Annotated in this window: 21 protein-coding genes; all 21 read left to right on the forward strand. The window is 68.2% G+C overall.

The window, feature by feature from the left end:
* Positions 1–5: 5 nt before the first annotated feature.
* Positions 6–704, forward strand: a complete 699-nt coding sequence (locus tag VMJ70_05040; protein ID HTO90476.1) for an ABC transporter ATP-binding protein — start codon at positions 6–8, stop codon at positions 702–704.
* On the forward strand, positions 701–1,918 hold the full coding sequence (locus VMJ70_05045; GenBank protein HTO90477.1) for an ABC transporter permease: 1,218 nt from the start codon (positions 701–703) through the stop codon (positions 1,916–1,918). Before VMJ70_05040 ends, VMJ70_05045 begins: the two co-directional genes overlap by 4 nt.
* Positions 1,919–1,920: 2 nt before the next feature.
* Positions 1,921–3,189 carry an ABC transporter permease gene (locus VMJ70_05050; protein ID HTO90478.1) on the forward strand — a complete coding sequence of 423 codons (1,269 nt, stop codon included), beginning with the start codon at positions 1,921–1,923 and terminating at the stop codon, positions 3,187–3,189.
* A gap of 40 nt (positions 3,190–3,229) precedes the next feature.
* Positions 3,230–6,109, forward strand: coding sequence for an excinuclease ABC subunit UvrA (uvrA, locus tag VMJ70_05055; GenBank protein ID HTO90479.1), 2,880 nt, complete (start codon positions 3,230–3,232; stop codon positions 6,107–6,109).
* A 64-nt stretch (positions 6,110–6,173) separates the two neighbouring features.
* Positions 6,174–7,280, forward strand: coding sequence for an L-threonine 3-dehydrogenase (gene tdh / locus VMJ70_05060; GenBank protein ID HTO90480.1), 1,107 nt, complete (start codon positions 6,174–6,176; stop codon positions 7,278–7,280).
* Positions 7,281–7,285: 5 nt separating this feature from the next.
* Positions 7,286–8,500, forward strand: coding sequence for a glycine C-acetyltransferase (gene kbl / locus VMJ70_05065; GenBank protein ID HTO90481.1), 1,215 nt, complete (start codon positions 7,286–7,288; stop codon positions 8,498–8,500).
* 667 nt (positions 8,501–9,167) lie between these two features.
* Positions 9,168–12,053 (forward strand): T9SS type A sorting domain-containing protein, encoded by a 2,886-nt coding sequence (locus tag VMJ70_05070; GenBank protein ID HTO90482.1) that lies wholly within the window; start codon positions 9,168–9,170, stop codon positions 12,051–12,053.
* 131 nt (positions 12,054–12,184) lie between these two features.
* Entirely contained in the window at positions 12,185–13,294 is a 1,110-nt protein-coding gene (gcvT, locus tag VMJ70_05075; GenBank protein HTO90483.1) for a glycine cleavage system aminomethyltransferase GcvT, read from the forward strand.
* A gap of 22 nt (positions 13,295–13,316) precedes the next feature.
* Entirely contained in the window at positions 13,317–13,706 is a 390-nt protein-coding gene (gene gcvH / locus VMJ70_05080; protein ID HTO90484.1) for a glycine cleavage system protein GcvH, read from the forward strand.
* Positions 13,703–15,049, forward strand: coding sequence for an aminomethyl-transferring glycine dehydrogenase subunit GcvPA (gene gcvPA, locus VMJ70_05085; GenBank protein HTO90485.1), 1,347 nt, complete (start codon positions 13,703–13,705; stop codon positions 15,047–15,049). The genes gcvH and gcvPA overlap by 4 nt, the downstream gene beginning before the upstream one ends.
* Entirely contained in the window at positions 15,010–16,536 is a 1,527-nt protein-coding gene (gene gcvPB, locus VMJ70_05090; protein HTO90486.1) for an aminomethyl-transferring glycine dehydrogenase subunit GcvPB, read from the forward strand. Before gcvPA ends, gcvPB begins: the two co-directional genes overlap by 40 nt.
* A 2-nt stretch (positions 16,537–16,538) precedes the next feature.
* Positions 16,539–16,982, forward strand: a complete 444-nt coding sequence (locus VMJ70_05095) for a hypothetical protein (GenBank protein ID HTO90487.1) — start codon at positions 16,539–16,541, stop codon at positions 16,980–16,982.
* The gene (locus tag VMJ70_05100; protein ID HTO90488.1) at positions 16,972–17,316 is read left to right on the forward strand and encodes a hypothetical protein; all 345 of its coding nucleotides are present in this window, start codon (positions 16,972–16,974) and stop codon (positions 17,314–17,316) included. The genes VMJ70_05095 and VMJ70_05100 overlap by 11 nt, the downstream gene beginning before the upstream one ends.
* Before the next feature lie 10 nt (positions 17,317–17,326).
* Positions 17,327–19,138 (forward strand): glutamate mutase L, encoded by a 1,812-nt coding sequence (locus VMJ70_05105; GenBank protein ID HTO90489.1) that lies wholly within the window; start codon positions 17,327–17,329, stop codon positions 19,136–19,138.
* Positions 19,139–19,141: 3 nt separating this feature from the next.
* Positions 19,142–20,263 carry a hypothetical protein gene (locus tag VMJ70_05110; GenBank protein ID HTO90490.1) on the forward strand — a complete coding sequence of 374 codons (1,122 nt, stop codon included), beginning with the start codon at positions 19,142–19,144 and terminating at the stop codon, positions 20,261–20,263.
* A 124-nt stretch (positions 20,264–20,387) separates the two neighbouring features.
* Positions 20,388–21,590 (forward strand): fibronectin type III domain-containing protein, encoded by a 1,203-nt coding sequence (locus tag VMJ70_05115; protein ID HTO90491.1) that lies wholly within the window; start codon positions 20,388–20,390, stop codon positions 21,588–21,590.
* 7 nt (positions 21,591–21,597) lie between these two features.
* Entirely contained in the window at positions 21,598–22,248 is a 651-nt protein-coding gene (locus tag VMJ70_05120) for a hypothetical protein (protein HTO90492.1), read from the forward strand.
* Positions 22,249–22,251: 3 nt separating this feature from the next.
* A complete protein-coding gene (locus VMJ70_05125) occupies positions 22,252–23,079 on the forward strand; it encodes a hypothetical protein (GenBank protein HTO90493.1) in 828 nt (275 codons plus the stop codon).
* Positions 23,076–23,747, forward strand: a complete 672-nt coding sequence (locus VMJ70_05130; protein HTO90494.1) for a hypothetical protein — start codon at positions 23,076–23,078, stop codon at positions 23,745–23,747. Before VMJ70_05125 ends, VMJ70_05130 begins: the two co-directional genes overlap by 4 nt.
* Positions 23,748–23,883: 136 nt before the next feature.
* Positions 23,884–24,705 carry a hypothetical protein gene (locus VMJ70_05135; protein HTO90495.1) on the forward strand — a complete coding sequence of 274 codons (822 nt, stop codon included), beginning with the start codon at positions 23,884–23,886 and terminating at the stop codon, positions 24,703–24,705.
* The coding region (locus VMJ70_05140; protein HTO90496.1) for an ABC transporter substrate-binding protein at positions 24,702–25,696 on the forward strand (995 nt) is incomplete at its 3' end. The genes VMJ70_05135 and VMJ70_05140, both read left to right, overlap by 4 nt.

A 25,696-nucleotide genomic window follows, 5' to 3' on the forward strand; every position in this document is an offset into this window, starting at 1 on the left:
CAGGCATGTTGATCCAGATCCGCGGACTGCACCGCGTCTATCAGGTCGGCGACGAGAAAGTCCACGCCTTGAACGGCGTGGATCTCGATATCGAAAGCAATGAATACGTCGCCATCATGGGACCGTCGGGCTCGGGCAAGTCGACGCTCATGAACATCCTCGGCTGTCTCGACAGCCCGACCCAGGGCTCCTATCAGCTCAAGGGCGCGGAGATCTCCCGAGTTTCCGACGACGAGCTCGCGCGGATTCGAAACCAGGAAATCGGCTTCGTCTTCCAGACCTTCAATCTGCTTCCCCGCGCCGACGCGCTGCACAACGTCGAGCTGCCGCTGGTCTACGCAGGCATTCGGCACGAAGAGCGGCGGAAGCGCGCCCGCGAAGCGCTCCAGCTGGTGGGCCTCGGCGATCGCATGTCGCACCGGCCCAACGAGCTCTCGGGCGGACAGCGCCAGCGTGTCGCCATCGCGCGTGCGCTGGTCAACAAGCCCAGCATCGTCCTGGCCGATGAGCCGACCGGCAACCTCGACACCGTCACCGGTGAGGAGATCATGGCGGCGTTCCAGCGGATCTGGAAGGAAGGAAACACGGTGATCCTGGTCACGCACGAGCCCGACATCGCCGCTCACGCGAACCGCGTGGTGCGCATGCGAGACGGCAAGGTCGAAAGCGACCAGCGCTCGGTGAGCCAGCGAGTGGGCGCATGAATCTCCGCGAGAGCGTGGGGATCGCCCTCGGGGCGCTCCGCGCCAACAAACTCCGTTCGTTCCTCACCCTGCTCGGCACCATCATCGGCGTCACCTCGGTGATCGCGGTGATCTCGTTCGTCGAGGGGCTCAATCGCTTCGTGTCCGACAAGCTGCTGAACGCCGGGGCCAACGTGTTCGTGGTGGATCGCGAGGGTTTCATCACCAGCCAGGAGGCCTACGAAGAGGCGCAGCGCCGGCCGTTCGTGACGCTCGATGACTCGGACGCGCTGAGGCTCGGTGTCCAGCACGCGAGCCTGGTGGTGCCGCAAATGGAGACCATCGAGTCGCTCCACTGGAAGGGCAAGGCCATGAAGGCCGTGGCCATTCATGGCCGCGGCATCGGCTATGACGTGGTCGACGACCTGTCCATCGAGGAGGGGCGCCACCTCGCCGATGCCGACGACCAGCATCGCGAAATGGTGTGCGTGATCGGCCCCGAAGTGGTGGACGACCTGTTCGCCGGACTCGATCCGCTGGGCCGGAACATGCGGATCAACGATTTCACCTTCGAGGTGGTGGGCGTGACCAAGGCCAAGGGCAAGATCTTCGGCGCCAGCCAGGATCGGTTCGTGGTGATCCCGATCCACACCTTCCAGAAGCTGTTCGAGGAGCGCGGCTCGATCTCGATCGCGGTCAAGAGCGTGGATCAATCGTCACTGCCGCTCGCCGAGCAGGAGGCGCGCAACATCATGCGCGGGCGCCGCCATCTCGGCCCCGGCCGGCCCGACAACTTCGGGATCACCACCTCCGACAACTACCTCGAGCTGTACCGGAACCTCACCGGCGGCATCTTCGTGGTGACCATCGGCGTGGCGGCGATCTCGTTGCTGGTGGGCGGTATCGTGATCATGAACATCATGCTGGTGTCGGTGACGGAGCGGACTCGCGAGATCGGCATCCGCAAGGCACTTGGGGCGCGCCGCCGCGATATCCTGACGCAGTTCCTGGTCGAGTCCACCACGCTTTCGCTCGCTGGCGGCGTGATCGGCATCCTGGGAGGCATCGGTCTGGCGTTGCTGGTCGGGGCGATCTCGCCGCTGCCGGCGGCCGTCAATCTGCCTTCGATCGCGGCCGGGCTGCTGATGTCGAGCCTGGTGGGCGTGTTCTTCGGTTCCTATCCAGCGGTGCGCGCCGCGAAATTGGATCCCATCGAATCCCTGCGGTACGAATAGCCATGAGCTGGTTCCTGATCCGCGAGACCCTCCAGATGGCGCAGCTGGCGCTGGTCGCGAATCGACTGCGCAGCTTCCTCGCGCTCCTCGGCATCGTCATCGGCGTCGGCACCGTGATCGGGATGGTGGCGCTGATCAACGGCTTCCAGCGCTCGTTCCAGAAGAGCATCCAGTCGTTCGGCACCAACACCATCTATATCCGCCGCATCCGGCCCGGGATCCAGTTCTCGGGCGGCATTCCCGACAGCCTCAAGCAGCGCCGCGCCTTCACCATGGACGATGCGGAAGCGATCCTCGATCGCTGCCCGGCGGTGCGGGCGATCGCGCCGTTCAAGTTCCCGTTCGACGACCTGCGCCTCGAATACCGCGGCAAGAAGACCAAGATCACCTTCGTGTTCGGCACCAACGAGGACTACCTGATGGTGCACGGCCAGAACCTCGAACGCGGGCGCTTCTTCACCGAGGAAGAGGTGCAGCGCCGCGCCAACGTGGTGGTGCTGGGCCGCGATACCCGAGAAGCGCTGTTCGGCGATGCCAGCGGGCTGGGCAGTACCATTCACATCCGCGACATCCCGTTCACGGTGGTGGGAGAGTTCGAGCGCAAGGGCAAGTTCCTCGGCAACAATTTCGACGAGGTCGCGGTCGTTCCCTATACCATCGTGGACAAGTACTTCGCCGCGCCCTCGGACGCGCCGCCCTGGTTCCCGAAGCGCGGGGAGCTGTTCCTCGACGCGACGGCGGTGGCGCCCGAGCTCAACGAGGAAGCGCAGCGCCAGATCAGCGAAGTACTTCGCGTTCGACGGCATCTGCCCAGCAACAAGCTGAACAACTTCGTGGTGTTCACCGACGACGCGTTCCTTCAGCTCTATCAGACCGTCACCGGCGGCATCGTCGCGCTGATGACCCTGATTTCCTCGATCTCGCTGCTGGTGGGCGGCATCGGCGTCATGAACATCATGCTGGTCGCGGTGACCGAACGCACGCGTGAGATCGGCGTCCGCAAGGCGCTGGGCGCGCCGCGCAAGGCGATCCTCACCCAGTTCCTGATCGAGGCGGTGCTGCTGACGGCGCTGGGCGGCGTGCTGGGCGTGCTGCTCGGTGGCGGGATCTCGTGGCTGGTGCACGCCGCGAGTCCGCTTCCGACCTACGTCTCGCTCTGGTCGGTGGTGGTGGGCATCGGCTTCTCGGCGATCGTCGGGGTGTTCTTCGGACTCTACCCGGCGATGCGCGCCTCACGGCTCGACCCGGTGGACTCGCTGCGCTACGAGTAGCGCCGCCGGGCCGGCTCGACGAGTCTGCTAGAGTGCCGGCATGACCTCGCTCGACGCCCCGAGCGCGGGCCCCGGCGCATCCGACGCGTCCGCCGAGCGCGGACTCACCGACATCACGATTCGCGGGGCCCGCGAGCACAATCTCCAGAACCTCAGCCTCAAGCTGCCGCGCCAGAGCCTGATCGTCCTCACCGGCGTGTCGGGCTCCGGCAAGTCGTCGCTGGCCTTCGACACGCTTTACGCCGAGGGTCAGCGGCGCTACGTCGAGTCACTCTCGGCCTACGCGCGGCAGTTCCTCGGGCAGATGGAGAAGCCCGAGGTGGATGCGATCGACGGCCTGTCGCCGGCGATCGCCATCGAGCAGCGCGGCGTGGGCGCCAACCCGCGCTCTACGGTCGCCACGGTCACCGAGATCTACGATTACTTCCGCTTGCTGTTCACGCGACTCGGAACGCAGTACTGCCCGAACTGCGGGACCCGCATGGAGCGCCGCAGCTCGAGCGAGATCGTGGACGCGCTGATCCAGCAATGCTCCGGCCAGCGCGTCGCCCTGCTGGCACCGATCGTTCGCGGCCGGAAGGGCGAGTACAAGAAGGAGCTGGAGGCGGCCCGGCGCCAGGGATTCGTGCGCGCGCGGGTGGACGGCGCCTGGGTGGAGCTGGAGGAGCCGCCGACGCTCGCGCGGCACCGCCGTCACGACATCGAGATCGTGGTGGACCGCGTGACGGTGAGCGCCGAGCAGCGCGGCCGGATCGGCGAGGCGGTCGAAGCCGCCCTCCGGCTCGGCAACGGCATGGTGATGGGCGCGCGGGAGGGAAGCGAGGACCTGGTGTTCAGCGCCGGCGCCGCCTGCCCGAAGTGCGGCGCGAGCGTGCCGGTGCTCGAACCCAAGAGTTTCTCGTTCAACTCACCCTATGGCGCGTGTCCGGATTGCGGTGGACTGGGCACCCAGAATCGCGTCGATCCCGAACTCGTCGTCCCCGATCCGTCGAAAAGCATCGCCGGCGGCGCGATCCCGGCCTGGGGCGATGCCACCGGCACCTGGGTGGGCGGGACGTTCCGCGCGCTTGCCAGGCGGTTCGATTTCTCGCTCGACACCCCCTGGAACAAGCTGCCCGCCAGGGCGCGGAAGCTGATCCTCTACGGCAGCGGAGGAGAAGAGGTGCGGTTCGAGTACCGCACGCGCAAGGGCTCGGCGTTCATTCAGAAGAGCACGTTCGAGGGCGTGATCCCGAATCTCGAGCGCCGTTTCCGGGAAACGAAGAGCGAGAGCATGCGCGCCAGCATCGCCGAGCTGCTCGAGCCGCGGCCCTGCGAAACCTGCGGCGGGCGGCGGCTGCGGCGCGAGGCGCTCGCGGTCCGGATCGACGGCGCCCACATCGCCGAATGGGCCGCGCTGTCGGTGAGCGAGGCCCGCGTTCGCGCAGCCGGCCTGCGCTTCGAGAGCGGAAGGGTCACGATCGCGCAGCCGATCCTGCGCGAGATCTCGAGTCGGCTGGGATTCCTCGAGGACGTGGGGCTCGGCTATCTCACGCTCGATCGTTCGGCGGGCTCCCTGGCCGGCGGCGAGGCGCAGCGCATCCGGCTCGCGACCCAAATCGGCTCGCAGCTGACCGGCGTGCTCTACATCCTCGATGAGCCCTCGATCGGCCTCCATCCGCGCGACACGCGAAGGCTGCTCGACACGCTGCTCAAGCTGCGCGATCTCGGCAATACCGTAGTGGTCGTGGAACACGACCGCGAGACCATGGAGGCCGCCGACTGGATCGTCGACCTCGGCCCCGGCGCCGGGCGCCACGGTGGCCGGCTGGTTGCCGAGGGAACGCCCGATCAGATTCGCGAGTCGAGCGACTCGCTGACCGGCGCCTACCTCTCGGGCCGCCGCCGGGTGGAGGTTCCCGCCCGCCGGCGGCCGGCGAAGGGGCCGTTCCTCGAGATCCTCGGCGCGCGCGCCCACAATCTCAAGAACGTCGACGCGGCGATTCCGCTCGGCACCTTCACCTGTGTCACCGGCGTGTCGGGCTCGGGGAAGAGCACGCTGGTCAACGACGTGCTGCGGGCCGCGCTGGAGCGCCACTTCGGGATCAAGGGGCCGACGCCGGGCGAACATCGAGCGATCCGCGGGCTCGACGCCCTCGACAAGGTGGTGGCGATCGATCAGAGCCCGATCGGCCGAACGCCGCGCTCGAACCCCGCCACCTACACCGGCGCGTTCAGCCTGATTCGGGATCTGTTCGCGCAGTTGCCCGAAGCACGCGTGCGCGGCTACCGGCCCGGGCGCTTCTCCTTCAACGTCAAGGGCGGGCGTTGCGAAGCCTGTGAGGGCGACGGCCTCAAGCGCATCGAGATGCATTTCCTCCCGGACGTCTATGTGCGTTGCGACGTGTGCCATGGCCGGCGTTACAACCGCGAAACCCTCGAGGTCTTGTGGCACGGTCGTTCGATCGCCGACGTGCTCGATCTGACGGTCGAGGAAGCCGTGGATGCGCTCGGCGCGATCCCGCCGCTTCGCAGAAAGCTCGAAACGCTCCGGGGTGTCGGGCTTGGGTACATCCACCTCGGTCAGGCGGCGACCACGCTCTCGGGCGGTGAGGCGCAGCGCGTCAAGCTGGCGACCGAGCTGTCGCGGGTCGCGACCGGCCGCACCCTCTATCTCCTCGACGAGCCGACCACCGGACTCCACTTCGAAGACGTGCGCGTGCTGCTCGAAGTGCTGCACGCCCTGGTCGAGCGCGGCAACACCGTGGTGGTGATCGAGCACCAGCTCGACGTGATGCGCAGCGCCGACTGGATCATCGACCTCGGCCCCGAAGGCGGCGATCGCGGTGGCACCATTGTCGCCACCGGCACGCCCGAAGAGCTGGCCCGGCGCGCCGGTTCGCACACCGGCGCCGCGCTGCGGGAGAGCTTCGCCAGGTGAAGTTCGAGCTCTGGGCGCCTGAGACCGTGACATCCGCGAGCGGATGTCGCATGCTTCCGCCGGTATGACGTCGATTCCCACCACCCGCGACGAGCCTCGAACGCCGAGCACGGTGCGCTCGACCACCATGAAGGCGGTGGTCAAGGCGCGCGCCGGCCCCGGGCTCGAGATCCGCGACGTGCCGGTGCCCACCGTGGGCCCGGGCCAGATTCTGCTGCGGGTGCTGCGTGCCGGGGTGTGCGGTACCGACCTGCACATCTGGGAGTGGGATGCGTGGTCACAGGGGCGCATGCGCCCGCCGGTCACGGTCGGCCACGAGTTCGTCGGCGAGGTCGTCGAGCTCGGCGAGGGCGTGACCGAGCTCAAGGTGGGCGATCGCGTCTCGTGCGAGAGCCACATCGTCTGCGGGCACTGCATCGCCTGCCGCACCGGCCACGCCCACGTCTGCGAAAACACGAGGATCCTGGGTGTGGACGTCAATGGCGGCTGGGCCGAATTCGTCGCGGTGCCGGCCTCGAACGCCTGGCAGGCGCCCACCAACGTTCCGATCGAGGTGCAGGGCATCATGGAGCCGCTCGGCAATGCCGTGCACACCGCGTTCGCCGGAGAGCTCTCGGCCTGCCGGATCGCGGTGACCGGCTGCGGCCCGATCGGCCTGTTCGCGGTGGGCGTGGCGAAGGCCGCGGGCGCCGCGCAGGTGATCGCCAGCGATGTTTCGCCCTACCGCCTGGAGCTGGCGAGGAAGATGAACGCCGACGCGGTGATCGATCCCTCGAAGCAGGATTTCGTCGAACGGGTGCGCGAGCTGACCGGCGGGCGGATGCTCGACGGCGTGCTCGAGATGTCGGGCAATGCCGGCGCGATCCGCGACGCGCTGCGCGCGCTCCGGAGCGGCGGCCGGCTCTCGCAGCTCGGCCTCATCGGTGCGCCGCTGGCGCTCGACTGGACGCAGCTTCTGATCTTCAAGGGCATCACCGTGCACGGCATCATCGGCCGTCGCATGTACCAGACCTGGTATCAGATGGATGGGCTCCTGCGCTCGGGCCGGCTCGACGTGCGACCCGCGATCACGCACGTGATGCCGATGGATCAGGTGGAGGACGCGATCCGCCTGCTGCGCTCCGGGCAGGCCGGCAAGGTGGTGCTGGTGCCGTGGGGCGAGGAGGCGTGACCGCGATGGACCCGAAGGTCAGATCACAGCTCGCCGCCGAACTCCAGGCGATCCGCGACGCCGGACTGTGGAAGGAGGAGCGCGTTCTGGCCTCGGCGCAGGGTCCCGAGGTGACGCTGGCCGACGGCCGCCGGGTGCTGGTGTTCTGCGCCAACAACTATCTCGGCCTCTCGAGCCACCCGAAGGTCATCGAAGCCGCGCACCGCGCGCTCGACACCCATGGTTTCGGGCTCTCGTCGGTTCGCTTCATCTGCGGCACCCAGGACATCCACAAGACGCTGGAGCGGAAGATCTCGGATTTCCTCGGCACCGAGGACACCCTCCTCTATGCCGCCTGCTTCGACGCCAATGGCGGCGTGTTCGAGCCGCTGCTCGGCGAGCAGGACGCAGTGATCTCCGACGCGCTCAACCACGCTTCGATCATCGACGGCATCCGGCTCTGCAAGGCGCAGCGCTGGCGCTTCGACACCAATGACATGGCGGATCTCGAGCGCTGTCTCAAGGAGGCGGCCGCCCGGGACACGCGCCGGCGGCTGATCGTCACCGACGGGGTGTTCTCGATGGACGGGACCATCGCCAATCTCGGGGCGATCTGCGACCTCGCCGACCGCTATCGCGCGCTGGTGATGATCGACGAGTGCCACGCCATGGGTTTCCTCGGCAAGACCGGCCGGGGCACGCCCGAGCTGACCGGGACCCAGGGGCGGATCGATATCATCACCGGCACGCTGGGGAAGGCGCTTGGCGGAGCGCTGGGCGGATTCACCTCCGGGCGGAAGGAGATCATCGATCTCCTTCGGCAGCGTTCCCGGCCCTACCTGTTCTCCAACAGTCTGCCGCCGGCGGTGGTGGGCGCTTCGATCGCGGTCTTCGACCTGTTGTCCTCGACCACCGAGCTGCGCGACCGGCTCGAGGCCAACACGCGCTTCTTCCGCGAGCGGATGACCGCGGCCGGATTCGAGATCAAGCCCGGGAACCATCCGCTGGTCCCCATCATGCTCTACGACGAGCGCCTGGCCCACGACATGGCGCGCCGGCTGCTCGAGCGGGGGATCTACGTGATCGGCTTCTCGTTCCCGGTGGTGCCGAAGGGGCAGGCGCGGATCCGGGTCCAGCTTTCAGCGGCGCACGAGCGCGCTCACCTCGAGCGCGCCGTCAGTGCATTCGCGGAGGTCGGCCGGGAGCTGGGAGTACTGGCTACCGACTCTACGCGCCGCTAGCTCGTCTCGCGCGAGCGAAGACCGTTCTATCTCACTGAACGGCATCGAACTCCCCCTCGTTCCCACGTGAGCGATCCGTTCTGGGCGATCACCGACGACGCGATCCCGACCCGGATGACCTTGCTCTCCGCGCGGCCGGTGTCCGAGGGCATCGCCCGGATCGCTCTGCACGATCCCGGCCATCAACACTCTCCGCTGCACAACCCATTTCGTGGAGATGAAGGCGGGCGGCAAGCGCCTCAGCCAGAGGTTCGTTCTGGCCCGCTAAACAACTTCGATCGACTGGATCGCCGGGCCACGGGGCAAATCGTCCGGGCCCCGGCTTTTTCTTGACGGACACTCGTCAAATGTCTTTCAAGCCCAGGTTCGACACTCTAGACTTGGGCGACGTTCGAGCTTCGTGACTCCGAAACAGTCGACGAGTCGCGGGGAAATTGATCGGCGGGCGGCCCATGCGCGCGCGGAGATCGAGCCTCGATCCCGCGCGCACGTCTTCAGACGGGCCACGGAACGGAATGACCGGTTGAAGCAGGAAGCGGATGCCGTCGTCGCGGGCGGCACCGACCAATGATCCGGGGGGAGCGCGGGGAGGGAATCCCGAGTTCATTCCGGTGCGATCGCAGAGCCGGCCGCACACCCCGCGGCCGTCTCTCGCATGGAGGTGGAGATGCAGCTCAGGAGACATCGGAGAGCGTCGCTGCTGGTTGCCCTGGTGCTAGGTGTTTCGAGTCTGGCTTCTGCACGTCCCTCGCAGGCTCAGGACGTCAACGATCCGGTGTACCTGAAGGGAAACCCGATCGTGCAGCAGGAGCGGATCCAGATGCTGCGCGAGGAGTTCAAGGAGCGTCAGCGCGAGATCCGCGAGCAGCTCGAGCGCGCGAAGCACGCCAAGCGTGGCAAGGGCAAGAAGGTCGAGGAAGTTCCGCAGGACATCGACTACGTCGGTCTCAATCAGAGCCTCTCGAGGTCGCCGTTCAACACCCTGGTGGCTCCGACCAACGTGCTGGTCAACAATAAGGCCGGTGACGCCGCGGGCGCCGGACAGGCCGAGCAGAGCCCGGTGTTCATCGGGCTCAACGGGCTGATCGCCTGGAACGACGGACAGGGCTTCAACCTCACGCCGCAGGACGTGCAGGGCTACGGCTGGTCGAATGACGGCGGCGCGACCTGGACCGATGGCGGCATCCCGCTCAAGCAGGGCACGATCGCAACCTGGTCGAGCGATCCTTCGGTGACCGCCAACGAGAAGACCGGCGACTTCTACTACACCGGTCTCACCACCAACACCGGAACCAACAACAACGGCGTCGCGGTCGCGCGCGGCCACTTCACCGCTGGCGTGTTCGGCTGGGATGCCGCGACGGTGGTCGCTTCAGGCCCCGCCTCATCGCAGGGCTTCGACAAGGAGTGGATGGCGGCCGATTCGTCCAACGGCAACCTCTACGTGACCTGGACGCTCTTCACCACCACCGGTGACGCGATCTGGTTCTCGCGCTCGACCGACAACGGCGCCACCTGGAGCGCGCCGCTGCAGATCAGCGGCTCCTGGGAGAATGGCCTGGTCTCGGGCTCGCGTCCCGAGGTCGGACCCAACGGCGAGGTCTACGTGATCTACTCCGCCATCGGTACGGTCGACGCGGACTCGATGAAGATCGCCAAGTCGGTAAACGGCGGGGCGAGCTTCGCGCCTTCGGTGGTCGCGATGACCGAGTACGACAACTACTTCGACGGCGCGCCGGGCTTCAACCGGCCGCGCGCGGTCACGTTCCCCTCGGCGGCGGTGGATCGCAGCACCGGTCCCAATCGCGGCCGGGTCTACATGACGGTCCAGGATTGCGTGAATTTCTATCTCGACACCATCGGCGGCGGGACCAGCCAGAGCGAGGTGGAGCCCAATTCCGGTTTCGCCAACGCCACGCCGTTCACCATCGGGCAGACCTTGCGCGGCTCGCTTGCCAATACCTCGGATCAGGACTGGTTCAGCTTCCCGGCGACCCAGGGCACGACCTACATCTTCTTCGTGGATTCGCTGCGAACCAGCTCGCTTCGCTACACCATGCGTCTCTACTGCCCGAACGACACGACGCTGTTGTCGCGACTGGCGTTCAGCGGCGCGCAGGCCACCAACAGCGCCTTGAACTCGCATTCGCTGATCGTCTGGACCGCTCCGACCACCAACACCTACTACCTGCGAATGGTTCCGGTCACCACCGGGGCGGGGACCAACCCCTATCGCATCCAGACCGCCGTGCACGTTCCCAACTTCACGGACGTCGCCCGCGACACGCGCGACGTGATGGTGGCGTCGTCGCCGGACGGCGTGACCGGCTGGACGCCGCGGGTTCGCGTCAACGACGACGCGCCGCTCTACGACAACTGGCTGCCCGAGGTGGCGGTGCCCTGTGACGGCGCGGCCTACCTGATGTGGTTCGACTGGCGCGACACGCCGGCCTCGTGCTTCGGCGGCTCGAACATCTACGTTTCGCGTTCGACCGACGGGGGCGCGACCTGGTCGGCGAATCAGGTGGCGACCACCGCGGTCACCGCCAACTGGACGCAGGTGGCGAGCAACATCGCTCCGAATCAGGGCGACTACAACGGCATGTACGGCGGCGACGCGATCGCGATGGCGTTCGCCGACGGCCGGCTCGGCGACGCCGACGTGTTCGCGGCGCGCGTGCCGAGCGGCTTCACGCTCACCAGCTGCCCGCCGAGCCAGGAAGCGCTGGCCAATTCGTCGTTCCTCGGCAGCTCGACCCTGAACAACCTGAACGGCATGTTCGGGAACAGCTACAGCTGGACGCTCACGGTGAGCGCCAACTGGCCGGGAACTCCGATCACGGGCAGCGCGTTCGCCGCCGCGGGCGGCAGCACCGTGATTCCGTTCGCGATCCCGGTTCCCGACACCGCCGCGAATGGCGAGGTGGTGCACTGCTGCCTGACCGCGAATTGCGCTCAGGGCGGATGCGCTCAGGTCTGCTGCTTCGATCTCACCGTCAACGCCGCCGCCACCGGCACGCTGGCTTCGCTGGTCAGCTCGTCGGCGGAAGCCGGCATGGTGCGGCTCTCCTGGATGCTGGGCGCTGCAACCTCGGCGTCGGTGGAGCGCAGCAGCGACGGTCTGGCGTGGACGGTGGTCGGCTCGGTCACGCCGGACGGCACGCGCCTCGCCACGTTCGTGGATCGCTCGGTCCAGACCGGCGCGCGCTACGCCTATCGGCTGACCTTCAGCTTCGGCGGGTCGACGACCCACGATGGGCAGACCTGGGTCACGGTCCCGAACGGCGCGGAGTTCGCGCTGCGCGGCGCTTCGCCGAACCCGGCCAGCCACGGCTTCGAGGTGTCGTTCTCGCTTCCCAGCGGCGGTTCCGCCAGGCTCGAGATCCTCGATGTGAGCGGCCGCCGCGTGGCGAGCCGCGACGTGGGCTCGCTCGGCGCCGGGTTCCACACCGTCGCGCTGAGCGAGAGCGGCTCGCTTCCCGCCGGCGTGTACTCGGTGCGGCTCGCCCAGGGCACGCGCGTGCTGACCTCGAAGGTGAGCGTGGTTCGCTGATTCAGAGGGGCTCATGCTCGGGGCCGGCGCGTCAGCGCCGGCCCCGTTCGTTTGGTGACGCCGCGGTCGCTTGACCCCCGCCCGTTCCGCCCGTACCTTCGGCGCGTTTTTCCTACTCTCGAGGAGCCTCGGTGGCATCCAGTACGACTCTCAAACGCACGCCGTTCTTCGATTTTCACCGGGCGGCTGGCGCGAAACTGGTGGAATTCGCCGGCTACGAGATGCCGCTGCGCTACACCGGTGACGTCCGCGAGCACTTGTGTGTCCGGAACGCGGTCGGCCTGTTCGACGTCTCGCACATGGGTGAGTTCCGCGTCACCGGCTCCGGCGCCGCCGCCTGGCTCGACCGGATGGTCACCAACGACGTGTCGGGTATCGCGGTCGGGCAGGCCCTGTACACGCCGATGTGCCGTCCGGACGGCGGAATCGTGGACGATCTTCTCATCTACCGTTCCGCCGACCACTTCACGCTGGTCGTCAATGCGGCGAACATCGCCAAGGACTTTGCCTGGCTCGACTCGCACCGTCCGGCGGACCTGTCGCTCAGCGACGTTTCAGAGGCCACGGCGTTGCTGGCCCTGCAGGGGCCGCGCGCGCCGCAGGTGCTGTCCGGGCACGTGCCGGACGCGGCGCTCGAGCTCGGCTACTACCGCTTCATGCACGGCACCCTGTTCGGCGTCGAGGCCATGATTGCCCGCACCGGCTATACCGGAGAGGACGGCTTCGAGCTGTACTTCGCGCCCGAGGGCGCGGCCCGGGTCTGGGAGGGACTCATGGCGGCCGGCAGGCCTCACGGCCTCGAGCCGGTGGGGCTGGGCGCCCGCGACACCCTGCGGCTCGAGCTGGCCCTGATGCTGTACGGGAACGACATCGACGACACCACCACGCCGATCGAAGCCGGACTGGGCTGGACGGTGAAGTTCAAGAAGCCCGAATTCCAGGGCCGCGAGCTGCTGGCGCGCCAGAAGGCGGAGGGCACCGCGCGCAAGCTCGTGGGTTTCGAGGTGGAGGGGCGGCGGGTGCCTCGCCACGACATGCCGATCGAGCGCGAGGGACGCCCGATCGGCCGGGTGACGAGCGGCACCTTCGGTCCCAGTCTCGAGCGCGGAATCGGGCTCGGCTACGTGGAGACCGCCGCCGCGGGACTCGACACCGCGCTCGAGATTCGCGCCGGCGAATCGAGGCTTCCGGCACGCGTCGTGCGCCGCCCGTTCTACACGCGCGGCTCGCGCCGCACCTGAGCACCATCGCAAGGAGAGCACCGTGGGTTACCCCGAGGACGTGCGTTATACCCGCGAGCACGAGTGGGCGCGGGCCGAGAACGGAGTGGTGACGGTCGGCATCACCAGCTACGCCACCGATCAACTCGGCGACGTGGTGTTCGTGGAGCTGCCCAAGGTGGGGCAGAAGCTCGAAGCGGCGAAGCCGTTCGGCGTGGTGGAAGCGGTGAAGACCGTGAGCGACCTCTACGCACCGATCTCGGGCGAGGTGGTCGAGGTCAACGCCTCGCTGGGCGACAATCCCGCCCTGGTGAACCAGGAGCCCTACGGCGAAGGCTGGATGATCCGAATTCGCGCCGCGCACGCCGACGACGTGAAGCAGCTGCTGAGCGCCCAGGACTATGCGCGGCTGATCGAGGAGCAGCACGCGTGAGCTTCGTGGGACTCGGCGCCGCCGAAGAGCGCCGCATGCTGGAGAAGATCGGCGTCTCGCGATTCGAGGACCTGATCGGTGCGATTCCGGCCGAAGTCCGGGTGCGCGGACCGCTCGCCATCCCGGGACCGCTTTCCGAGATCGAGCTGCGCCGCCTGTTCGGCGGCTGGGCGCGGGAGAACGCCGCCGATCGAGCGGTGTCGTTCATGGGTGGGGGGGTCTACGACCACTACATCCCCTCGGCGCTCCAGGTGCTGGCGAGCCGCTCCGAGTTCGCGACCGCTTACACGCCCTATCAGCCCGAGGTGGCGCAGGGAACGCTCACCTCGATCTTCGAGTTCCAGAGCCTGATCTGCGAGCTGACCGGCATGGAAGTCGCCAACGCCTCGCTCTACGACGGGGCCACCGCCGCGGTCGAGGCCGCATTGCTCGCGCGCGGCCAGACCGGGCGCCAGCGCGTGCTGGTGGCCGGGGCGCTGCATCCGCACTGGCTGGCGGTGCTGCGCACCTATCTCGGGGAAGACCACGTGACGGTGGTCTCCGACCGGGCCGGACAGTGCGCGCCCGAGGACTTGCAGACCGCGCTCACCCCCGACATCGCCTGTGTGATCTACCAGCATCCCAACTTCTTCGGTTTGCTCGAGAGTCCGAGCGCGATCCACGCGCTGGCGCACGAGCGCGGGGCGCTGGCGGTCGCGTGCTGCGACCCGATCGCGCTCGCCTTGCTCGAGCCTCCCGGACGCGGGGATTCCGCGGCGGATCTGGTGGTGGGCGAAGGGCAGAGCCTCGGCATACCGCCCAGCTTTGGCGGGCCATATCTGGGCTTCTTCGCATGCCGCATGGAGCTGGTGCGGCGCATGCCGGGTCGCATCGCGGCCGAAACCGTGGATCGTGACGGCCGGCGCGGGTTCGTGCTGACGCTCCAGACCCGCGAGCAGCACATCCGGCGCGAGAAGGCGACCTCCAACATCTGCACGAACCAGGGCCTTCTGGCATTGCGCGCCACCCTGTACATGGCGCTGCTGGGAAGGCAGGGCATGCGCGAGGTGGCGGAGCTGTGCGTGCAGAAGTCGCACCACGCCGCGCGTCTCGCCGCGGCGATCCCGGGGTATTCGCTCGCTCACGGCGGGCCATTCTTCCGCGAGTTCGTGCTCGAGTGCCCGGTGGACGCCGCTGTCGTCTGCCGCCGCGCGCTGGCCAGCGGCATCCTGCCGGGCGTGGACCTGGGGCGGCTGCGCCCGGAATGGAGGCGCTGGCTGCTGGTCGCGGTCACCGAGCAGCGGAGCGCCGAAGAGATCCAGCGTTGGGCGAACGCACTCGCAGCCGCGGCGGGCTCGAAATGAACCTCGAGCGCCGTCTGCTGATCGAGCAGGGCGGTGAGGGCCACCGCGGTCCGGAGCTGCCGGCCTGCGACGTTCCGGCACGACCGCTCGCCGAGCTGCTGCCGGGAGCGCGACTGCGCGCCGAGCTCCGGTTCCCGCAGGTGAGCGAGCCGGAAGTGGTGCGGCACTTCATCGAGCTTTCGACGCTCAATCACCACATCGACCGCGGGTTCTATCCACTCGGCTCCTGCACGATGAAGCACAATCCCAAGATCAACGACGAGCTGGCGGCCCTGCCGGGTCTGGCGCTCGCGCATCCCCTGGCCGGCGACCCGGAATCGCAGGGCGCGCTGCGGGTGATCTTCGAGCTGCAAAACGTGCTGGCGGCCATCACCGGCTTCCACACCGTGACCAGTCAGCCATCGGCCGGCGCCCAGGGCGAGATGACCGGGCTGATGATGATCCGCGCCTGGCATCGCGCGCGGGGCGAGGGTGAGAGACGCCGCCGCGTCATCGTCCCGGACTCCGCCCACGGCACCAATCCCGCCAGCGTCCACTTGCTCGGCTGGGAGACGGTGACCATCCCCTCCAACGATCACGGCCACGTCGATCTCGCCGCGCTCGAGAAAGCGCTCGGGCCCGACGCCGCGGCGGTGATGTTCACGGTGCCCAACACGCTCGGCGTTTTCGAGAAGGAGATCCTCGACGTCACGCGCCTCGCCCACGCCGCCGGCGCCCAGTGCTACATGGACGGCGCCAATCTCAACGCGCTGGTGGGACTGGTGCGGCCGGGCGACCTCGGCTTCGACGTCATGCACATCAACGTGCACAAGACCTTTTCCACGCCGCACGGCGGCGGGGGCCCCGGCGCCGGCCCGGTGGCGGTGGCCAGGCACCTCGAGCCGTTCCTGCCGGTGCCAGTGGTCGAAGAAGGCGAGGGCGGCCTCTGCCGATCGTGGAACCGGCCGCAGTCGATCGGCCGCGTCCACTCGCATCACGGCAACTTCGGCATCCTGGTGCGGGCGCTCGCCTATATTCTGGAGAATGGTCCGCCTGGACTGGCACGCGTCTCGCGCACCGCGATCCTCAACGCCAATTACCTGCTGCGCCGGCTGGCCGGCACCTACGAGCTCCCGCACGACGAGCACTGCATGCACGAGTGCGTGCTCTCGGGACGCAATCTCCGGCGCTACGGCGTCAAGACCCTCGATGTCGCCAAGCGGTTGCTCGATTTCGGCGTGCACGCGCCGACCGTCTACTTCCCGCTGATCGTCGAGGAAGCGTTGATGATCGAACCCACCGAGACCGAGACGCTCGACCGTCTCGAGCACTTCGCCGAGGTCATGGAGCGGATCGCGCGCGAGGCCGCGGAGGATCCACAACTTCTCAAGGACGCGCCTCACACCACGCCGTCCCGGCGGCTCGACGAGGGCCGCGCCGCCCGCGAGCTCAAGCTGCGCTGGCAGGTGCCGGGCTCCACGCCGTCCGAGGCGCCGGCGCGCTCGTGAGCATGTCGCCGACGGTCCGCTCCGCCGAGGGCGCCGCCGGCGTCGAGTGGCGCTTCGAGCCATGGCGCGAACGCCCGCTGCGGGCCGCCGCCGCGCTGATCGCTGCCATCGCCCTGGGGCTGCTGGCGCTCCGGACCGTTCCGTATCCGCTCGCCGGCTGGGCGCTGTTCGTGGGCGTGCTGGCGCTGCTCGCGCCGGCCTACCTTCCGATCGCGTGCCGGCTCGACGATCAGGGCGTGGCGCGGCGGATCGGCTGGGGCTGGGAGCGCCGTGGCTGGGAGGCGGTGCGCCGCGCGCGACTCGACGAGCAGGGCGTCTACGTCACGCCGCTTCGAGCCGGCGGGCCGCTCGAGCCGTTCCGGGGGTTGATGCTGCCGCTCCCGCGCCGCCCGGACCCCGAACTGCTCGCCGCGGTGCGCGCAGGCCTCCACTCGCATGGCCACTGACGCCCCCCGCTTCACCGAGGACGAGCTCCGGGTACTGGAGCGCGTCGCCGATCGCGTGGTCGAGTTGCGCCTCGAGGTGCCGGCGGTGGTGACGCTCGAATCGGCGCGGCCGCTGTCGCTGATCGCCGGGCAGGCCATGGTCTTCTTCGAGCCGATGGTACAGGCGCTGTTCCGGATCCGCGACTACCGGCTGTTCGCGGCCCTGATCGAGCGGCGCGAGGCGCTGGACCAGCTCTCGCGCCTGATCGAGCAGCGCGCCGACGAAGCGCGCGAGCGCCGCCGCGCCGCCGGGCGCGCGGGCAAGCCGCCGGTCTCGCCGGGTTCGCGGGCCTGACGCGCAGCGCATGGAGATCCGCCCCGAGAACATCCGCTCGATTCTTGCCACCGACTGCGGCTCCACCACCACCAAGGCGATCCTGATCGAGAAGCGCGACGACGGCTACCGGCTGGTGGTGCGCGGCGAAGCGCCGACCACCGTCGAGGCGCCATTCGAGGACGTGACGCGCGGCGTGCTGAACGCGGTGCGCGAGGTCGAGGAGCTGGCCGGGCGCAGACTCCTCGACGGCGAACGGATTCTGACGCCCCAGCAGGGCGACGAGGGCGTGGATCTCTACCTCTCGACCTCGAGCGCCGGCGGCGGGCTCCAGATGATGGTTTCGGGACTGGTGCTGCAGATGACCGGCGAGAGCGCTCAGCGCGCCGCGCTCGGCGCGGGCGCGATCGTGATGGACGTGATCGCCCTGAACGACGGCCGGCGGCCGCACGAAAAGATCCGCCGGCTGCGCCAGCTGCGTCCCGACATGATCCTGCTGTCGGGCGGGACCGACTCGGGCGACGTCAAGCGCGTGGCCGAGATGGCCGAGATCCTGGTGGCGGCCGATCCCAAGGCCCGCCTGGGCGCCGGCTACGCTCTGCCGGTGATCTATGCCGGCAACCGGGACGCGGCCCCGATCGTGCGCGAGCTGCTCGAGCAGAAGGTGGCGCTGAGCGTGGTTCCCAATCTGCGTCCCGCGCTGGAGCAGGAGAATCTCAAGCCCGCGCGCGACGCGATTCACGAGCTGTTCATGGAACACGTGATGGCGCACGCGCCCGGCTACAAGAAGCTGATGAGCTGGTCGCCGGTGCCGATCATGCCGACGCCCGGCGCGGTCGGGATCATCATCGAGAAGGTGGCGAAGCGCGACGCCCAGGCGGTGGTGGGCGTGGACATTGGCGGTGCCACCACCGACGTGTTCTCGGTGTTCGAAGGGGTGTTCAATCGCACGGTCTCGGCCAACCTCGGGATGAGCTATTCGGTGTCGAACGTCATGGCCGAGGCCGGCATCGAGAACATTCTGCGCTGGGTGCCGTTCGAGGTGGACGAGCGCGACCTGCGCAACCGCATCAAGAACAAGATGATCCGCCCGACCACCATTCCGCAGAGCCTCGAAGACCTGGTGATCGAGCAGGCGATCGCGCGCGAGGCGCTGCGCCTCGCCTTCGAGCAGCATCGCGCGCTGGCGGTCGGGCTCAAGGGCGTTCAGACGGCACGCACGATCTCGGACGTGATGTCGCAGACCGAGACCGGCTCGTCGCTTGTCAACCTTGTCGACCTCGGCCTGCTGGTGGGTTCGGGTGGAGTCCTCTCGCACGCCCCGCGTCGCGTACAAGGCGCGCTGATGATGATCGACGCCTTCCTGCCCGAGGGGCTCACGCACCTCGCGGTCGACAGCATCTTCATGGCGCCGCAACTCGGCGTGCTCTCCAGCGTCCACGAGCAGGCGGCGACGCAGGTGTTCGAGCGCGACTGTCTGGTGCGGCTGGGCGCGGTGCTCGCCCCGATCGGCGCCGGCAAGCCCGGGCAGCCGTGCGTGACCGTGGAACTGTCGAGCCCCGGACGAACCGCGCAGAGCGTGCGCGTCGCCTGTGGCGAGCTGAGGGTGCTCCAGTTGCCGGAAGGCGCGCGCGGGAGGCTCGACGCGGCGCCGGAACGGGGCTTCGATCTGGGGCTCGGCAAAGGGCGCGCGCTGTCCGCGGAGGTGCTCGGCGGGGTGGTCGGCCTGATCGTCGACGCGCGCGGGCGGCGGCCGTTCCAGCTGCCTGGCGAGACCGCGGCGCGAATCGCGAAGCTCCGCGAATGGAACGCGGCGCTGAAGCTCTATCCCCGCGAGGTCTGACGCATGGCCCACGCCTACACTCCCGGCCTGCGCGTCACGTCGTTCGCCGTGGTGAGGCGGGAGCGGCGGCTGCCCCTCAAGGGCGAGGTGCTGGTGTCGCGTGGCGATCGAGTCACCCCGGGCACGGTGGTGGCGCGAACCGATCTGCCGGGCAATGTCCAGACCGTCAACCTGGCCGCGCGGCTCGGCATCGATCCGGCGCGCGTTCCCGAGTCGCTCCTGCTTCGAGTCGGGAGCCCGGTCGAGAAAGGGGCGCCGGTGGCGCGAGCCAGGAGCCTGTTCGGTCTGGTGACGCAGAGTGCCGAGGCGCCGGTGTCCGGCACGATCGAGAGCGTTTCGCACGTCACCGGGCAGCTCATCCTGCGCGAGCCCCCGCTGCCGGTCGAGGTCACCGCCTACGTGGAAGGAGTCGTGGCGGAGGTGATCCCCGAAGAGGGCGTGGTGGTCGAGGCGCGCGGTTCGTTCCTGCAGGGCATCTTCGGCGTCGGCGGCGAGACCAGCGGTCCGGTGGCGATCGCCGTGGACGCGCCCGATCGCGAGCTCACGCGTGAATGCCTGAGCCCCGAGCATCGCGGCGCGGTGGTGGTCGGGGGCGCGAGCGTTTCCTACGAGACGTTGACTCACGCCCGCGAGCTGGGGGTCGCCGCGATCGTGGTCGCGGGCTTCGACGACGGCGATCTGCGGCGGCTGCTGGGCCGCGACCTGGGCGTCGCCATCACCGGCTCCGAGGATCTCGGGCTGACCCTGGTCCTGACCGAGGGCTTCGGGCGGATCCCAATGGCCGATCGCGCCTGGAAACTGCTGCGGGAGGGGAGCGGGCGGATCGCCTCGGTCAGCGGCGCCACCCAGATCCGCGCCGGGGTGCTGCGCCCCGAGGTCCTGATCCCGCGCAGCGACGCCGGCGGCGGCGATGAAGCGGGATATGGCACGGCGCTCGATCTCGGCTCCATGCTGCGCGTCATCCGCGAGCCGCACTTCGGCCGGATCGGGCGCGTGGTCGAGCTGCCGGCCGAGCTGATGGCACTCGACAGCGAAGCGCGGGTGAGAGTGCTGGTGGTGGAGTTCGCCGACGACGGCGCTCGGGCCACGATTCCGCGCGCCAACGTCGAGCTGATCTCGCGATGAGCTCGCGAAACCGTTGACAGGTCGCGATGGTGTGCTAGCGTCCGCAGCGATTGCCTCCGCCGCATGCGCATCTCGAATCCGGCCAGTGGAGGTTCATGGATGAGCCAGCGGAGCAGGACCTCGCGTGTCGCTTGAAGTGACGGCTGGAGCGCGGGGCTGGCGCTGGAGCTCGGCCGCCGGCGTGGTCCTGATGCTGCTGGCCCTGAAGGCCCGCGCCGAGGCTCCCGCCGCCGCGAATTCCACTCCAGCTCCCGCCCCGGCCAGCGGGCTCGAGTGGAAGGACGTGCCGAACGACGCCGGGCACGCGGTGGAACTCGACTGGAAGCCTTCGCCGGACGAGGCGCACCCGGGAGTGGTGGCGACCTACGTCCTCGAGCGAGGCCCCGCTCCGGGAGGGCCGTGGTCGGTGGTGGACTCCACGACCGAGGGATCCACCACCAAGGTCGATCCAACGCTCGACCGCGGCGTCAGCTACTTCTACCGCGTGATCACGGTTGGACCCGGCGGCCGTACCCCCGCGCTCAGCGTCACCGGACCGGTGGTCGCCACCTCGCAATGGTTCAACACGACGCGCTGGAGCGTGCTGGTGCTGATGTTCCTCTTCTTCGCGTTCGTGCTCTGGTACATCTGGAGCGCGCAGTCGGGCAAGAAGCCGTTCGTGCGCCGGATTCCCGGCATCGACGCGATCGAGGAGGCGATCGGCCGCGCCACCGAGATGGGCCGGCCGGTGCTGTACGTCCCCGGCATCCAGGACATCGACGAGATCCAGACCGTTCAGGGACTCATCATCCTGGAGAGCGTCGCCAAGATGACGGCGCGCTACCAGACGCCGATCACGGTGCCCGTCGCCTACCCGATTCCCTTCACCATCGCCGAAGAGATGGTGCGCAGCGGCTATCTCCACGCCGGCCGTCCCGAGCAGTACGACCCGAACAGCGTGCGCTTCGTCTCGCCCGAGCAGTTCGCCTATGTCGCGGCGCTCACCGGCATCATGCTTCGCGACAAGCCGGCTGCCCACATCTTCATGGGCTCCTTCTACGCGGAGTCCCTGCTGCTCGCCGAAACCGGCTTTTCGACCGGCGCGATCCAGGTCGCGGGCACTGCCAACGTCCATCAACTGCCGTTCTTCGTGGTGGCCTGCGATTACACCCTGATCGGCGAGGAACTCTACGCCGCCAGCGCCTATCTGTCCGGCGAGCCGCGGCTGGTCGGTGGCCTCAAGGGCGCTGACTTGATGAAGGTGCTGATCATTCTGATGGTGCTGATCGGAAGCCTGCTCGAGACCCTCAACATCCATGGCTTCACGCAGTGGATGGCCACCCAGTAGGAGCGAGATGAAGCGCGAGATTCCGCTGCTGGCCACCGCGGTGATCGGGATCTTCATGATCCTGTCGTTCTTCGTGCCGCACCAGGTGGTCAGCGTGCCCGCCGACTTCCTGCAGACCAGCGCCGTGATCGTGGTGGCGTTCGGCTATGTGCTGGGCGGCGCCAACGCGCTCCGCATCAACTTCGACGCGATCTACAAGCGCCGCGAGGGCTGGCCCTACAAGATCGTGCTGGTGGCGGGATTGCTCACCATGGTCACGGTCGGGGCGATCGAGGGCCGCGGCTTCCAGGGCGAGCACACGCGCTTCACCTGGATCTACAACAGCGTCTACTCGCCGATGCAGTCCACGATGTTCGCTCTGCTGGCTTTCTACATCGCCTCGGCGGCGTTTCGAGCGTTCCGCATCCGGACCCTCGAGGCCGGGCTGCTGGCGGTGGCGGCGCTGATCGTCATGATCGGGCGCGTGCCGATCGGCGACTGGCTGACCCACGCGCTGCCCTACTCCTACCGGCTGAGCTCGATCCAGGAATGGATCATGGACAATCCGCAGAACTCGGCGAAGCGGGCGATCCTGATCGGCGCGGCGCTCGGCGTGATGGCCACCGGCCTGCGCGTGATCCTCGGGCTCGAGCGCTCCTACCTGAGCGGCGAGGATTAGGCGATGTCCCTGGTGCAGCGCCTCGAAACCTTCGACCGCCGCTGGATCTTTCTCGTCGTCGGCCTGCTGGTGCTGCTGCCGCTGATCTGGCCGGTGCCGCTGCCGATCACAGTCTCGCCCCGCGTGCAGAAGTTCTACGACGCCATCGAAGCCCTCCCCGAGGGTTCGACGGTGCTGCTGGCGTGCGATTACGACCCGGGCGCCAAGCCCGAGCTGGTGCCGATGACGCGCAGCGTGCTCCGTCACCTGTTCGCGCGTCACTGCAAGGCCATCATCACCTGCCTGTGGAACGGCGGCCCCGGCCTGGTCGATCAGACCGTGCGCGAAGTGGGTCGCGAGCAGGGCAAGGCCTACGGCGTCGATTACGTGGATCTCGGCTACAAGGCCGGCTATGAAGCGGTCATGGTGTTGATGGGGCAGAGCATTCCCAACACCTTCCCGACCGATCAGTCGGGCGGTATCACCACCAGCTATCCCATCATGCGGGGGATTCGCAACTATTCGAGCTTCCCGATCCTGATCAGCATCTCGGCCGGCTATCCCGGCACCAAGGAATACGTTCAGCAGGTGGAAGGGCGCTTCCACATCAAGATCATCGCCGGTGTCACCGCGGTGAGCGCTCCCGAGTTCTACGCCTATCTCCAGTCGGGCCAATTGCAGGGTCTGCTGGGCGGCATGGCGGGCGCCGCCGAGTACGAGAAGCTGCGCGGCGAATCCGGCGCCGCGACGCGCGGCATGGTGCCGCAGTCGTTCGCGCACGTCTTCATTGCCTTGTGCATCCTCGCCGGGAACGCCGTCCAGTGGTTGAAGCGCAAGGAGAAGCGCGCGTGAGCCTCCATCTCAGCCATGACCTGGGCGTGTGGGTGGCGGCGCTGCTGACGCTCTGCATCTTCAGCTTCCTCTACAAAGACAACCCGTTCTACAAGTTCGCCGAGCATCTGTTCGTCGGGGTCTCGGCCGGCTACTACATCATCCTCAACTTCTGGACCGTGGTGGTGCCCAACCTGTGGGTGCCGCTGGTGCGCAGCTTCGATCAGCCCGGCGGTCCGCTTCGTGCCTCGCTCGGCGATTACCGGATCTGGCTGGTGGTGCCCGGCGCGCTCGGCCTGCTGCTGTTCACCCGCCTGTTCGGGCGGATCGGCTGGCTGTCCCGCTGGTCGCTGGCGGTGATCATCGGCGTCTACGCCGGACTCAAGACCACCGGGTTCGCTCAGGGCGATTTCGTGGCCCAGGTCCAGGCCAGCCTGCAGCCGTTGTGGACCGGAAACTTCTGGACCAGCTTCAATTCCATCCTGTTCATGATCGGGCTGATCACGTCGCTGTTGTTCTTCTTCTTCAGCCGCGAGCACAAGGGCGCGCTGGGCGTGGCGTCGCGGGTCGGCATCGTGTTCCTGATGATCTCGTTCGGGGCCGGCTACGGCTACACCGTGATGTCGCGCGTTTCGCTGCTGATCGGGAGATTCCAGTTCCTGCTCGAAGACTGGCTGGGCCACCACTAGCCGGTCTCCGCGGCCGAGTGCAAGGCGGCGCGACCCACCTTCGGTGGGCGCCCCGAGGAGCGAGACCTATCGTCAGATTGTTCGCAGCGACGAGCGACGAAGCCAACCAAGCAACCGCCATGCGGAGGCCCGCTCGATGATCCTCTGGTGCGATGGCGCCCATTCCGCCGCCGAGAACATGCGCCGCGATGCGGCGCTGCTCGAGCGACTCGAGCGCGGCGAGGATCCCCGCCCGGTGCTGAGACTGTTCTGCTTCGCTCCGCCCGGGATTACGCTCGGACTCCTCCAGGATCCGGATCGCCAGCTCGACACCGCGCGCTGCCGGGCAGACGGGATCGAATGGGCGGTGCGTCCCACCGGGGGGCGCGCGATCTTCCATGCCGAGGAATGGACCTACGCGTTCGCCGGCCGGCTCGACGATCCGCGCTGGGGCGGCACGCTGGGAGAGAGCTACGCCGCGGTCGGCGAGCTGCTGCTCAAGAGCCTGGTGCGGCTCGGGGTTCCGGCCGAGCTCGCGAGCGGACGGGGCACCGTGACGGAGCGGGCGGGGGGTAGTGCCACCGCGCCCTGCTTCGCGAGCACGGCTCGTCACGAGATCCTGCTCGAGGGCCGCAAGCTCGTCGGCAGCGCTCAGCGTCGGCTGCGGCGCGCCTTCCTCCAGGAGGGAAGCCTGCTGCTCGGCGACGGCCACCTGCGGCTCGCGGATTACCTCTGCGTGCCGGAAGAGTCGCGCGCACGCATCCGCGCAGATCTGGCGCGGCGCTCGTCGCATGCCGGCCGCTGGATGGGACGGGCCGCGCTCGAGCGCTGGGCCGACGCGCTGGTCGCCGAACTTCGCGAGCCGGCCGAGGTGCTGCGCGGCGAAACCGGGCGCGAGGCGTTGACCCCTTGCGAAAGCGCTTCCTATACTCGTTCGTCCCTCGCACTCACTTTCGCTTCCGAGAGGAGCCGCACGTGAGACCCACCCGCCGGGCGGTTCTGCTGGCCTACGCCTCGCTGATCACGACCGCCGTGATGTTTCGCCCGTCACGGGGAGTCGAGGGCGCCCCGGCCGCGGACCCGATGCCGATCCCGGCCGACACGATGGTGATGCGAGGCGGCGAGATCGGCATCCGCGGCGGCCGGTTCGTGCTGGCTCAGACCAGCCCACCCCGCACCTTCAACCCCATCATGTCGAACGAGCAGAGCTCCAACGACATCAACGCTCTGCTGTGGGGCTCGCTGGTGGAGTATGACTACGAGCACCGCACCTCGATGCCGGGGCTCGCCCGATCGTGGGAACTGTCGAAGGACAGCACGACCTACACGTTTCACCTTCGCCGGGGAGCGCGTTTCTCCGACGGCCATCCGATCAGCAGCACCGACGTCATGTTCAGCTTCGCGGTGGTGATGGACAGCGTGCTGCATCCGGCGGTTCAGGACCTGATGAACGTCGAGGGCTACCGGATGATGTTCTCGGCGCCCGATTCGTTCACCGTGGTGGTCCGGAGCGCGAAACCCTATGGGCTCACGCTCTGGGCGATCGCCTCGATGCGCGTTCTGCCGCGCCATCTCATGGAGGCGCCCTATCGCGGCGGGAGCTTCGGTTCGGCCTACAACGTGAGCACCCGGCCGGAGAGCCTGGTGACCTCCGGTCCGTGGCGGCTCGAACAGTTCGTGCCCGGCGAGAAGACAGTGCTGGCGCGAAATCCGTACTGGTACCGGTTCGATGCGAAAGGGCAGCGGCTGCCCTACCTCGATCAACTCCTGTTTCCCGTCGTCCCCGACCAGAACACCGCCGCGCTCAAGTTCCAGGCCGGAGAAACCGACGCGGTCGAAAACGTGAAGCCCGACGACTATCAGAGCTACCTGGACGGCCAGAAGAAGGGGAACTACACCCTCTACGACGTGGGACCGAGCCTCGCCTCCCAGTTCATCTGGTTCAACCTCAACACCGTGAAGGAGCCGGG

Source organism: Candidatus Sulfotelmatobacter sp. (genome assembly GCA_035498555.1).
GTDB lineage: Bacteria > Eisenbacteria > RBG-16-71-46 > RBG-16-71-46 > RBG-16-71-46 > DATKAB01.